This window comes from Candidatus Zymogenaceae bacterium (assembly GCA_016931225.1).
Lineage (GTDB): Bacteria > Desulfobacterota > Zymogenia > Zymogenales > Zymogenaceae > JAFGFE01.
This window is the reverse complement of the sequence record JAFGFE010000010.1, coordinates 80,115-92,401: the sequence shown is the minus strand read 5'-3', so window position 1 is coordinate 92,401 and position 12,287 is coordinate 80,115. Positions and strand designations below refer to the sequence as shown.

At 57.7% G+C, this 12,287-nt stretch carries 10 protein-coding genes; 1 reads left to right on the top strand and 9 read right to left on the bottom strand.

Annotated elements, in window-relative coordinates:
• Positions 1-101: 101 nt before the first annotated feature.
• The 7 genes from JW885_04615 to JW885_04585 all read right to left on the bottom strand — a co-directional run bounded on the left by JW885_04615 (position 102) and on the right by JW885_04585 (position 7,166).
• On the bottom strand, positions 102-851 hold the full coding sequence (locus tag JW885_04615) for a transporter substrate-binding domain-containing protein (protein ID MBN1881436.1): 750 nt from the start codon (positions 849-851) through the stop codon (positions 102-104).
• A 68-nt stretch (positions 852-919) separates the two neighbouring features.
• On the bottom strand, positions 920-1,597 hold the full coding sequence (locus JW885_04610; GenBank protein MBN1881435.1) for an amino acid ABC transporter permease: 678 nt from the start codon (positions 1,595-1,597) through the stop codon (positions 920-922).
• Between the two features lie 57 nt (positions 1,598-1,654).
• Entirely contained in the window at positions 1,655-2,779 is a 1,125-nt protein-coding gene (locus JW885_04605; protein ID MBN1881434.1) for an aminotransferase class I/II-fold pyridoxal phosphate-dependent enzyme, read from the bottom strand.
• Positions 2,776-3,543 carry a cobalamin-dependent protein gene (locus tag JW885_04600; GenBank protein ID MBN1881433.1) on the bottom strand — a complete coding sequence of 256 codons (768 nt, stop codon included), beginning with the start codon at positions 3,541-3,543 and terminating at the stop codon, positions 2,776-2,778. The genes JW885_04605 and JW885_04600 overlap by 4 nt, the downstream gene beginning before the upstream one ends.
• Before the next feature lie 2 nt (positions 3,544-3,545).
• Positions 3,546-5,096 (bottom strand): lysine 5,6-aminomutase subunit alpha, encoded by a 1,551-nt coding sequence (locus JW885_04595; GenBank protein ID MBN1881432.1) that lies wholly within the window; start codon positions 5,094-5,096, stop codon positions 3,546-3,548.
• The gene (locus JW885_04590; protein MBN1881431.1) at positions 5,093-6,136 is read right to left on the bottom strand and encodes a hypothetical protein; all 1,044 of its coding nucleotides are present in this window, start codon (positions 6,134-6,136) and stop codon (positions 5,093-5,095) included. Before JW885_04590 ends, JW885_04595 begins: the two co-directional genes overlap by 4 nt.
• Positions 6,129-7,166, bottom strand: a complete 1,038-nt coding sequence (locus JW885_04585) for an L-erythro-3,5-diaminohexanoate dehydrogenase (GenBank protein MBN1881430.1) — start codon at positions 7,164-7,166, stop codon at positions 6,129-6,131. The genes JW885_04590 and JW885_04585 overlap by 8 nt, the downstream gene beginning before the upstream one ends.
• A 262-nt stretch (positions 7,167-7,428) precedes the next feature.
• Here JW885_04585 and JW885_04580 point away from each other — a divergent pair, with 262 nt between their 5' ends.
• Positions 7,429-9,684 (top strand): Na-K-Cl cotransporter, encoded by a 2,256-nt coding sequence (locus tag JW885_04580; protein ID MBN1881429.1) that lies wholly within the window; start codon positions 7,429-7,431, stop codon positions 9,682-9,684.
• Between the two features lie 111 nt (positions 9,685-9,795).
• Here the strand turns inward: JW885_04580 and JW885_04575 are convergent, their stop codons facing one another.
• The gene (locus JW885_04575) at positions 9,796-10,101 is read right to left on the bottom strand and encodes a hypothetical protein (protein MBN1881428.1); all 306 of its coding nucleotides are present in this window, start codon (positions 10,099-10,101) and stop codon (positions 9,796-9,798) included.
• 132 nt (positions 10,102-10,233) lie between these two features.
• A complete protein-coding gene (locus JW885_04570) occupies positions 10,234-12,273 on the bottom strand; it encodes an enoyl-CoA hydratase/isomerase family protein (GenBank protein MBN1881427.1) in 2,040 nt (679 codons plus the stop codon).
• Positions 12,274-12,287: the final 14 nt, after the last annotated feature.

The following is a 12,287-nucleotide window of genomic DNA, read 5'->3' as shown; positions in this document are numbered from 1 at the left end:
TAAAATTACACATGGATTACATCACATATCCGCAAGCGTGGCAAGAACAAAAAAGGGCGGCACAGGCCGCCCTTGATACAAATGCCGCGGTATGCCAGGCATTAAATTCCAAACCACTTGGAACCCAATTCTTCGAGAGTTCCGTCATTGGTAATTTCTTCAACGGCCGCGTTCAACTTCTCCAGAAGATCGGTGTCTTCCTTGCGTACCGGGATACCCATGGTTTCCTCGTAAATAAGATCGCCGACCAGCTTGAGATCCAGCCCGGATTCCTGGATGGTATACGCGCCGATGTACTTGTCGGTAATGACCGCATCGATATTGCCGTTCACCAGGTCAAGGAGCTGATCCATTTCGGTCTTGTAGGTCATCACTTCCACGCCCTCGACCTCATTCGCCTTCTCCTCATAGGTGGTCCCGAGGGTTACACCGACTTTCTTGCCCACCAGGTCTTCGAGGCTCATGATGGAATCATCATCTGCTCTGACGATCAACTGGGCTCCGGACACATAGTAGGGTATCGAAAAATTCGCCTGTTCCTGCCGTTCTTCGGTAATCGCCATGCTTCCGATGATCATGTCGTATTTCCCCGCCAAAAGACCGGGAAGAATCCCCGCCCATTCGACCATCAATATCTCCGGCTCCATACCGATCCGCTCGGCCACCTCTTTGGCATAGTCGACGTCAAAACCGACCTCATCCCCCGTATCGGCATCAACGAAACTAAAGGGAGGGCTTCCGGCGGTAACGGCGATGACCAATGTCTCTTTCTCTACTTCCTGTGCATTCACGCCGGCGACCATTCCCAGCGTAAGTAATAATACTGTGAGCACAATAAAAATCTTTTTCATACCAAACCTCCTAATCAACTGTTATTATTAAGATTTTGGGCTGTTACCCATGCCCACCTGGCCGGATATTATCCCCTTCTTTGAGAGATTGCAAGCTTTTTCTCGTAGCGGTGGAGGAAAAAATTCAGTACTGAGGTAATGACCGCATAATAGAAAGCCGCTATCAGGTATAGCTCAAATGGTTTCCAGGTGGAACTGATGAGACGCTGGGCCATAAGCGTCACTTCAAGGATGGTTATGGTGGAAAGAAGCGATGTGTCCTTTATCAGGATGATCGATTCGTTGCCGAACGGGGGAACGATGACCTTTATCGCCTGAGGAAGAATGATGCGCCGCATCGATAGGGGATAACTCATCCCGAGGGATCGCGCCGCCTCCATCTGACCATGGTGCACCGACTGGATGCCCGCCCTGATGATTTCCGCATAATACGCGCCCGCATTTATGCTCATGGCGATGACGCCCGCGACGAACGGAGAAAGTCTGATGCCGAACTGCGGCAACCCGAAGTAGATGAGAAATATCTGAACCAACAGCGGCGTGGCCCGAAAGAACCATACATAAAATTTAGAGGGAATGCTTATCAGCTTGTTGTGAGACATTTTCCCCAATGCCGAAAAAAGGCCGATGAGGAACCCGAACATAATGGAAAGCGCCGAGATTTCCACCGTCATCAGTGTCGCCTTCCAAAACAGCGGCATGTACTTAATGAAGATCAACCCGAAACCGTGCAGGGCCACCCCCATTCCGCTCAACAACTCCCACGCGTGATTCATTAATTCGTTCATTTCGTGTCTTCCCCTTTACAATTCCTGAAGATATTCAGCCATACACGCAATCCCTCTCACAAAGACATCTTCCCGTGTGCCCACCCCGACGCGGAAGCGACGCGAATCGCCGAAGACGTCTCCGGGAAGCAACAGCACATCTTTTTTATCTATCAGATCGATGCAGAATCCCCGCACGTCCCGGCCCGGCACATCAAGCCTCACAAAGCCGGTATAACCGCCCCGGGGCGGTATCCATGAGAGCATTCCCCCTACCGCCGTCACCAGATCGTCGAAACGGGAGATATTCTTCTGGGCGATGTCCGTATTTTTTTTAATAATCTCGTCCCGGTGCTCAAGGGCCAGGATAGAGAGATATTCGCTCGGTGCGGAGGCGCACATGGTTGTGTAGTCCTTCATGATCGAGGCGGCATCGAGGATGTCTTGACGACGGGAGGCCAGCCACCCCACCCGGAGTCCGCCCAGGCCGTAGGGCTTGGTCATGTCCCCGATGGTCACCGCGTTCTCGAAGAGATCAGCAGCATGCGGGATACGGTCCGCCGGATCGTAGAAGACCCCCCAGTACACCTCGTCGGACACCAGGAGCGCCCCGTGTTTTTCCGTAAGGGCGCCCAGTTCCATAAGCAGCTGTTTCGTCAGGACCGATCCGGTGGGGCTGTGGGGGTGATTGACGATCACCATCTTCGTCCGTTTTTCCTCAAGCAGCTTTTCCAGCCGGTTTGGGTCCGGGACAAATCCCTCCTCGGCGGCCAGGGGAAGCCTCGCTGTCTCCACCCCCATATCCTCGGCCACCTGGAAGAGCGATTGGTAGATGGGGGTTTCAACAATGATTCGATCACCCGGATTGAGCTGGGTGTGCATCAGAAGATAAATCGCCTCAGATCCGCCTGCCGTCACCTGGATGTCGTCGGCTAAGAGCCGGTCATACTCACGGGAGATGAGATCCCGCAGTCTTTCGTCGCCCCTGTTTTCCCGATAGTCAAGCCCCAGGGAGAGGTAGTGTTCTTTCGCCTCGTCCCCCGCCAGGGCCAGTAAGTCGGCTGTGGTGGTCTCGGCGCCGCAGGAGGCGCTGATGTTCGTGCCCACGTTGAATTCGTAATCGACGTAGAACCGCTCCAGGGAAAACAGCGTCACCTTCATGATATCTTCTCCGACTCCAGGAGTTTGTTGAGGATGAAATACGCCACGTGTCGGGGGAGGGTCTCCTTGCCGAACCCGGCGTCGTACCCCAGTTCCTTGGCAAGCTCCGGGGAAATCCGCGGCCCGCCCACCACCAGGATGAGCCGATCCCGCACGCCTTCCGCCTCCAGAAGCTCCACCAGACGAGTGAGATTTTTAATGTGGACGTTCTTCTGGGTCACCACCTGGGAAATCAACAGGACATCGGCATTCCGCTCCACGGCCCGTCTGACCAGCTCTTCGATGGAAACCTGGGCGCCCAGATTGACGGCATCGATGTTCGTGTAGCGCTCAAGCCCGTAATCCCCGGCGTACCCCTTCATATTCATGATGGCGTCGATGCCGACGGTGTGGGCGTCGCTTTCTATGCACGCCCCAAGCACCACGATGTGCCGCCCCAGCTTCTCTTTGATCATTGCATCGATGATTTTCATCCCCGGCACATCTTCCGGCGTCGCCCTTCTGTCGGCAAGATACTTCTCGATCTCGCCGGCGTCGATCGAGTGTTTCGTCCTGCCGTAGAGCACGATAAAGCTCATGCCGGAGCCGATGTCCTCGCAGGCGCTGACGTACGCGTCGTCGACGCCCATCTTGGCCGCCAGCCGTCGGGCCGCCTCCCTCGCCGTCTCTCCGGTGACCCCCGGCAGGGTAAAGGAGAGCTGCACGGCGCCGTCACCAACGCTGTCTCCATAGGGGGTGATGAATCGATGTTTTTTCCCGGACATGGTCACGATTCCTCCAGGAGCGTCTCGAAGGGATTGAAATAATCCGGGGCCTTCTTGACGACTCCGTCTTTCCCCTTACCGCCGTCGGGAGGCCGTTTGATATCGGCGAACATCCCCCGCTCCAGCGCCGAAAGAAGGCCTATGTCGGCGATTTCCCCAAGCATGTCGTGGGCGTTTTTCAGCACCTCCCGGGCGCGACGCTGGATGATACCATCATCGACAAACTGGATTTCTTGCCCCAGCCTTTTGAGGTTGCTGCGGGCGTACCGGGCGCCCTTGATGCTCAGGTATCGATCCCCGACGAAGGGGGTGTGAATGGCCTCGGTGAGCATCCCCACGAGGTGGATGGTTTGGCCGGTCATCACCGAGCAGACGTTGAAGAGCATGTCCACCAGATGCGTCTGGAAGATGTTCCCGGTGACGTGCTTCGTGGGGGGCATGTATTTGATGGGGGCGTCGGGGAATATCTCCCGGATGAGCAGGGCCTGGGCCATCTCCAGTAAAAAGCCGTCTTCTTTCTCCGGGTCGATCTCGAAGGCGTGGCCGAGGCCCATCTGTCGAGGCATAAGATGCGAGTGAAGGGCGAACTGCTCGTTGATGATATCGCTGGCCAGGACCGTGTGGGCCGCTTCAAACGCATCCGCCGTGGTCAGGTAGTTGTCCTCTCCGGTGTTGATGATGATATCCGCCCGGGCGTTTATCATCCGGGAAAAATGCTGATCGACGAAGGTCCGGTAGGGGTTGATATCCCGAAAGATGATGCCGTACATGGAGTCGTTGAGCAGCATATCAAGCCGCTCGAAGGCGCCCATCACCGAGATTTCCGGCATACACAAACCCGACGCGTAATTGACCAGATAGACGTAGCGCCCGATTTTTTGCGCTGTCTCATCCAGGGCCGCACGCATGATGCGGAAGTTCTCCTGGGTGGCGTAGGTGCCGCCGAATCCCTCCGTCGTCGGGCCGTAGGGAACATAATCCAACAGCGATTGGGCGGTGGAGCGGATTACGGCGATGCAGTCCGCCCCCATTTCCGCGGCGCTCACCGCCTGTACCACGTCCTCGTGGATATTTCCTGTGGCCACAATCACGTAGAGGAGGGGCGCATCACTCAAGGGATGGTCCCGCTTTATCCGCTCCCGGTGCTCCCTGTTCTCCTCGATACGTCCCATCGCGCCGTCTACCAGGGGTTTCAACACCGCCTCCCGCCCGTCGTCATCGGAACGGGGGACCGTATCCGGGGATATTTCCTTTTTCGCCACCGCCCGGGCCGCGTCATCGGGACCGAGCCCGGTAGTAAGCATCACGTCCGCGAGAAACCCCGCCGCGCCGGAGGCGAGACCCCTCCCCCTCGACACCGCCTCCACAAAAACATTTGGATAGGGGGTGCCGGATTTATCCGCCCCATCGATACCCAGAAGACGCACGACGCTCCGCTCCACGCTGTCGGTGGTGTGGGAACGGATGTATCCCATGAGATCATTCGTGATATGTTCCGCCAGGGCGCGGCATTCCCTCACAATACCCCGGTCTATGTTGAGTTTCTGCGTCATGAGTCGCTTCGATGCTCCATCACGTCAAACACCTCCACCCCAACGAGCCTTTCCCGCATGGCCCGGAGAAACTCACGCCCGTCAAACCCCCTCCCCTCCGGATTTTCGGGATTCACCGTTACGGCGATCAGACAAAGGGGAAAAAGGACGGCCAATCGCCCGCCGCCCCCCTCCCACCGCTCCTTCTGTCGCCGAGAGATAAAGAGGCGGGTGGCGTCCCTTACGATCAACTCCGGAAACAACCTCCGCCGAATCAGTTCCTCCAGCGTCTCGTCGGTGACGGCGCCCGTGGTAAAAAGATACCCGCCCCCCCCTTCCAAACGCTGTATCGCCCATGCACGGTCGGACACCAGGGTGCCGCACTTGGTTTCCCACTGGATCCCATTTATGCTTAAGGCGACGATTCTTTTATCCGCCGTATCATCAGGAGGCGTAACGGCCGTCCTTCCCGTTGTCAACAGCCCCACGGCATGGGCGGTCTTTTCCACCACACCTTCCATATCCGGCCCCATAACGGCGCCGACGGCCAGCACCACCCCGTCACTGACGCCCGACCCCGCCGCCGCCAGGCGGTCCATCGAGCCGTCCACCAGCACCAGGGTGCACCGATCCTCGTCCAAAAGCGAGGATATCAGCCGGGCCATCCCGGAGACGGTTGACGGCCCCACGAGCACCACCCGAACGTTCCTGTTCGCCCGGGCGACGATCACGCCGCCCAGGGCCGTCGTGTGCTCGGTGGTCCTGAGCACCTCCACGCCCGCCCTGACCTCCTCGTCCCCGGCCAGGTCTCCCAGAACGCCGGTAAAGACAACGCCCGGCCCGATTTCAATTCTCGGCTTTCTGGTATGAAGCAGGGCGTCGACGGCCTCGCCGTCCCTGCCCGTAGATGTCAGACCCAGCGAGACATTCCGGGGGGCCACATCTCCGATAATCCGGTTGAGCGTCGTGGTCTTTCCGCTGTTTTTCGCAAGTCCCACCACCGAGACGACCCGATAGCCGCCTGTGAGAATCAATTCGGCAATGGAGCCGCCACTACCCATACAACGACACAAATACATCCATGAGGGCCGGGCTCTCCCGGAGAAGATTCAGGGATATCTCCGCGTGATCCTTGGTATATCCGTTTCCTATGAGCATCACCGCGTCCGAACCGATCCCCTCGGCGCCCAAAGCCGCCTTGGTGAAGCTCGAGGCCATGGAGAAGAAGTAGATGAGACCGGTCTCTTTCGTGGCCAAAATCGATCCCATCTCGGTATTGGGGATATTGACGCAGTTGATGGTGATGTCCGCCATCTCTCCCTCGGTCAGTTCACCCACCGCCTTCTCCACCTCCAGGGGATTGGAGGCGTCCACCTGGATCACGTGGTCGCAGAAGCCGAGCTGTGAGATGCGTCTGGTGCTGGCGTCGGAGTGACCGGTGCCGATGACTTTCCCTGTGATGCCCGCCCGTTTTTTCGCCTCGTAGGCGCACAGCATCCCGCTCTTTCCCCCGGCCCCGATAATGAAAACCGTATCCCCGGGTCGTACGAGTTTCGCCGTCTGGGCGGCGGCGCCGGCCACATCCAGCACCGCCAGGGCAACCGACCTCGGCATATCCTCCGGCAGCTTCGCAAAGACGGTTCGCTCGAATAGAATCGCCTGGGCCGACACGTCCACCTGGTCCCGATCGTCCTTGATCTCGAGAATCGCATCGATGGAAAGCGGCGTCAGCGACAGAGATACCAGTGATGCGATGGCGTCCCCCGGTTTCACCCCGGCGGTATTCCGAATGGCCTTGCCCACATCGTTCACGGTACCGATGAACATTCCTCCGGAGCCGGTGACCGGATTGTGCTGCTTGCCCCTGGTCTCGACCGTCTTGAGGATGATGTCCGCTATTTTTTTCTTATCGCCCCCGGCTTCCTGTTTTATCTGGGTGAAGGACGCGGAGTCAATATTAAGGGTCTGGACATCCACCAGAATTTCATTGTCATAGAGCTTCATCGTGTTGTCAATGACATCCGCCGCCTGGGGAAGCACCCCCTTCGGCTTGACGACGCGATGCGCGCCGTATTTATCTCCCATTGCCATAGCGTTTCTCTCCTCATTCGATGTCAGAGCTGTTTTTTTGTAGGTAATCACTATTCTATATCACTTCGCAGATAGCGGTTCAAGTCAATTCGACAGAATTTCAGAGCGTTTCCGAAGCAGCCGGGATGCTTTCACTCAAAAAAAACGAACAGTTAACTCCGAAATTTCACTATCTCTACTTCCGGGTATGGTATGATATGGGCTAAAAAATGGCTTATTAATTACATATCTCTTTACCTGAATACAGGCACACGTATCCCTCATGGCGACGGAACGGACACAGGAACTCAAGCTGGGTACATTTCTCGGCGTATATCTCCCCACGATCCTGACCATCCTTGGCGTCATCATGTACCTCCGCTCAGGCTGGCTGGTGGGACACATGGGCCTTTCCCGGACCCTCGTCATCGTCACCCTGGCCAACGCCATCACCCTTATCACCACGCTGTCGTTTTCATCCATATCCACAAACATCCGGGTGGGGGTGGGCGGAGCCTACTATATCATTTCCCGGAGCCTGGGCCTGGAGATCGGCGGCGCCGTCGGTCTGCCTCTCTTTTTGTCGCAGTCGTTCTCGGTCACCCTCTACTCATACGGCCTTGCCGAATCCCTCGTCATCGTCTGGCCGGATATTCCCATCGAGCCGGCGGCCTTTGTGATCGTTCTCATGGTGGGGTGTCTCTCCATGCTGGGGCCGAAGGTCGCGCTGAGATCCCAGATCCCGGTACTCGCCCTGATCGGCATGTCGCTTCTGGCCCTTATTTTGGGGGTGGTCATCCACGCGTGGAGCCGGCCGGTGCCCACACCGCCCCCCAGTGGAGACGTCCCCTTCTGGGCCGCGTTCGCCATATTCTTCCCGGCGGTCACCGGCGTCATGGCGGGTCTGGGACTCTCCGGCGATCTGAAGAATCCGGTCAGGTCCATACCCCGGGGATCGATCCTCGCGGTGCTCACCGGATTCTCGGTGTACCTTTTCATCCCGGTGCTGCTGCTTTTGGGCGCGGGGAAGGGAGACCTGAGAAACAATCCCCTGGTCTGGACCGATATCGCCGTCCTGGGACCCTGGTTGGTTTTGCCGGGATTATGGGGCGCCATCTTTTCATCGGCGGTCGGCTCCATGCTGGGCGCGCCCCGAACACTCCAGGCCCTGGCCAACGATCGGATGAGCCTGAGGAGACGCACCAGGGATATCAGCGAAAACACAAAGCTGTTTTTAGGCCTCATCCTCTCCATGATTATCGCCCTGGGCGCCGTGTTTCTGGGCAACCTCAACACCGTGGCGGCGGTGGTGACCGTATTTTTTCTGACGACCTACGGCGTGATGAACATCGCTGCGGCCATCGAGACCCTCAGCGGCGATCCATCGTGGCGGCCGAAGTTCCGCATCCCCTGGATCATAAACCTGCTGGGTGGGCTGGGGTGCCTCGGGGTGATCTTCCTCATCAGCCCGGCGGCGGGGGTCATCGCCATCTCCGTGGAGCTTCTCATCTGGATATTTCTCTCCCAGCGGGAACAGCAGGCCGGATGGGGCGACGCCCGGCGGGGATTCTATGAAACCGCCATCCGCTGGGCGTTGATTCTCCTGGCCCGCCGTCCCATGAGCGCCCGAAACTGGCGTCCTCACGTTTTGGTCTTCGTCTCGGACATGATAGAGCATCTGGACCTGGTACGGTTCGGTAACTGGTTCAGCCAGGGACGGGGCGTGGTGTCGGTCTGCGAGCTCATTGAGGGGAAAATATCCGATATAAAAATAGACCTGATGGGAACCCGGGAGGTGATGCAGAAGACCCTGGATAACGAGGGACTGGTGGTCTTTCCGGAGATACACGTAGTCAACGACGTGGTGGACGGCATCGTAAACGTCACCCAGGCCAATGGCCTTGCGGGGCTGCAGAGCAACATGATCCTGCTGGGCTGGCCCTCGGAGAGAAAACGTCTCTCCCAGTTTCTCAAAATCATGCAGCAGCTCGAGATGCTCAACAAGTCCTTCATTATCGGCCGCATCAAGCCGAAGTATCTCTTTCCCCGGGAGGGGACACGGCCCTCGGTGCACGTTTGGTGGGGCGGTCTGGAGCGAAACGGCGATCTGATGCTGCTCCTTGCGTACCTCCTGACCCGGAATCCGGAATGGCGGGGGGCGGAGATCCGCATCATGAGCATCGCGAACAACAAACAGATGAAAGCGGACACCGAGACCTATCTGAACAGACTCATTCCAGAGATCCGCATCGAGGCCGAGCCCCACGTCATCCTCCGCCCCCGAAACAAGAGCGTCACCGACGTCATCCACGAACAGAGCAAGAACGCCGACGTGGTGATGTTCGGCCTGGCCACCCCGGAGCCGGGCACGGAGGGAAGATACGCGAGTCGCCTGGAAACCCTCGCCAGCGACCTGGGCACCGTATTCTTCGTGAAAAACTCGTCCCTCTTCATCGGAGAGCTGGTACAACCCCGGGACGAATACCCGGAGGACAACGAAAGCTTCATCGAACCGCCCTCCCTCAAGACGCCTGAGTGAGCGATTCCAGCCGGCGGAATATCGTGCGGCAGACCAAAAGAAATCCCGGGGGATATCCTCCGGGATTTTTCTTTATGTGACCGCATAGAGGCGGCTTCTTTTGCCTGTTCCCTACGATTCGCCCGTGATCGCACCCCCTCCGTCGGCCATGTCCCGAATGGCCTGAGTCAGCCGATCCCGAGAGTCCTCCGCCTCGTCAGAGAGCTTCCGCCCTCGAAATTTCATCAGCTCATCGAAATTCGATACTCCCAGGAATCTCTCGGCGCCAATGATTACCTCAGGGGAGACGTCCGGGAAATTCCACGCACAGGTCCTGATGTTGTAATAGTAATACTTTCCGATGTCGAGCTCATCGGTCATGATGTGAATCATCGGGTTTTCGACGAGCTGAATATAACAGACCTTGAGGATTTTCATATGTTCAGTATACACCGAAATGAAGTTTGGGGCGATCCATTTCGATACAACCACTGTATCCACACACAATAAAAAACCGGGGAAGGGGGAATGATCCCCCCGCCCCGGTATGGAAACGGTACCCTTTCGCCCCTACGAGGAAGCAAGCGGCTTTCCGGTCACCTTCTTCGAGTATCCCTTTTGATCGAGATACTTGGTGACACCGCCCATGAAGAAGGGCCATCCGGCGCCCATGATCATGCAGGTGTCGATATCCTTGGCGTCGGAGACCACGCCCTCATCGAGGATCATTCGGCATTCCTCGGTCAGAACGGTCAGGAACCGGTCGATCACTTCATCCTTGGCAAACTCCTTGTTGCCCCGGGGCCAACCGGAGGCCACCTCCGGGTCCACGTTGCCCTCCCAGTCGTACACGCCCGGCTTCTTGAGCTCCACCATCTTCTTGAGTCCCTCGGAGATGTAGAACCGGTCTCCGAAAGCATTCTTGAGGGTCTCCGCCACGTGCAGGGCCACCGCCGGGCCCACCAGGGCCAGAAGGCTGAACGGTGTCATGGGGAAACCCAGGCTCACGCAGAAGTCGTCAATCTGTTTGAAGTCGTTCTTGGATTCATCCACGATCTTCATGATCTCCGCCATCCAGCGGGTCAGAAGCCGATTGACCAGGAACGCCGGGGAGTCTTTCATCAGGATGGAGGTCTTCTTTATCTTTTTACCCATGGCGAACGCCGTGGCGATGGTCACATCGTCGGTCTTTTCGCCCTTGACGATCTCAAGGAGCGGCATGACCGCCACCGGGTTGAAGAAGTGAAAGCCCACCACGCGCCCCGGCTTTTTGAGGTCCTCCGCCATTTTTGTGATGGAGAGGGACGAGGTGTTGGTGGCGAGGATGGTGTCTTCGGCGATGAATTCCTCCACCTCACCGAAGACCTTCTTCTTCAGCGGCAGCTCCTCCAGGACCGCTTCGATGACGTAGTTACAGTCCGCGAAGTCCTTGTAGTCCAGGGTCCCCTGCACCAGGGACTTCAACCAGATGCCCTTGCCCTCGCTGATGCGGCCCTTGCTCGCCCACTTGTCGATCTGGCCGTGCACATAGGACAAGCCCTTGTCGACGAACTCCTGCTTGATGTCCTTCATGACGATGGGACATTCATAGCGCTGCAGAAAGAGGCTGGCAATCTGGGCGCCCATCAGACCCGCCCCGATGACGCCGATCTTCTTGATCTTGGCGGGCGGCACTTCGGGCACACCCACCGGCTTCTTGGCCCGGCGCTGCACCAGATCGAAGCTGTACACGCCGGCCCGGCACTGATCGCTGATGATCAGGTCCCCCAGCGCCTTGCTCTCTTCGTCGAATCCCTTGTCCAACTCCCAGTCCTTCGCGCCCTTGATGAGGTCCAGCGCCCGGTAAGGGGCAAGGGCCGCGCCGTGGACCTGGGCGTCGATGGACGCCTTTGTGGCGTCATAGAGTTCATCGAACTTCGACCAGTCCGGTTTTTCCCGCTTGAGCTTCTCTTTCCCGTCGACGATATCGACCAGCTTCTCAAAGGACATGTCGTAGAATCGGCCGTTGGGCAGAATCCAATCGGCGATGCCCAGCTCGTGGGTATCGGTCGCTTTGAGCATCTTGTTGCGGTTCAGGGGATTGGTGATGATGACCTGTATCGCCTTCTCCGGCCCGATGAGCCGGGGGAGCAATTGTGTTCCGCCCCATCCGGGCACCAGCCCCAAAAAGCACTCAGGCAAAGCCACAATCGGCACGGCGTCGGAGATGGTGCGGTAATCACAGTAGAGGGCGATTTCCAACCCACCGCCCATGACCGCCCCGTTTATGGCCGCCAGCGTCGGGACCTTGAGGCCCATCAGCCGTTTCATGGCGTCGTGTCCGGTCTTGCCTATCTGGTATCCCTCGTCAAACGTCGTGATATCCTGGGTGCCGTCCAGGTCCGCGCCCACGGCAAATATAAAGGGTTTCCCCACCAGCATCACGCCTTTCACACCCTTCTCGGCTTCGACGGCGTCCACCGCACTGGAGAGGGCTGCCAGGCCGCCTGTACCAAAAGTATTGGGTTTGGTATAGGGCTCGCCATTATCCATGGTGATGATGGCGATTTTGCCCGCCCGGGAATTATTGAACGTGACGCGAAAATCGGTTACTAATTCTTGGTATGCCATTTTATTCCCTCCTG

What these genes read in the sequence shown, in the direction of transcription:
- JW885_04605 (MBN1881434.1), bottom strand. Translation starts at nt 2,779, where the DNA reads ATGAAGGTGACGCTGTTTTCCCTGGAGCGGTTCTACGTCGATTACGAA.
- JW885_04600 (MBN1881433.1), bottom strand. Translation starts at nt 3,543, where the DNA reads ATGTCCGGGAAAAAACATCGATTCATCACCCCCTATGGAGACAGCGTT.
- JW885_04580 (MBN1881429.1), top strand. Translation starts at nt 7,429, where the DNA reads ATGGCGACGGAACGGACACAGGAACTCAAGCTGGGTACATTTCTCGGC.
- JW885_04615 (MBN1881436.1), bottom strand. Translation starts at nt 851, where the DNA reads ATGAAAAAGATTTTTATTGTGCTCACAGTATTATTACTTACGCTGGGA.
- JW885_04610 (MBN1881435.1), bottom strand. Translation starts at nt 1,597, where the DNA reads ATGGGGGTGGCCCTGCACGGTTTCGGGTTGATCTTCATTAAGTACATG.
- JW885_04595 (MBN1881432.1), bottom strand. Translation starts at nt 5,096, where the DNA reads ATGACGCAGAAACTCAACATAGACCGGGGTATTGTGAGGGAATGCCGC.
- JW885_04590 (MBN1881431.1), bottom strand. Translation starts at nt 6,136, where the DNA reads ATGGGTAGTGGCGGCTCCATTGCCGAATTGATTCTCACAGGCGGCTAT.
- JW885_04575 (MBN1881428.1), bottom strand. Translation starts at nt 10,101, where the DNA reads ATGAAAATCCTCAAGGTCTGTTATATTCAGCTCGTCGAAAACCCGATG.
- JW885_04570 (MBN1881427.1), bottom strand. Translation starts at nt 12,273, where the DNA reads ATGGCATACCAAGAATTAGTAACCGATTTTCGCGTCACGTTCAATAAT.
- JW885_04585 (MBN1881430.1), bottom strand. Translation starts at nt 7,166, where the DNA reads ATGGCAATGGGAGATAAATACGGCGCGCATCGCGTCGTCAAGCCGAAG.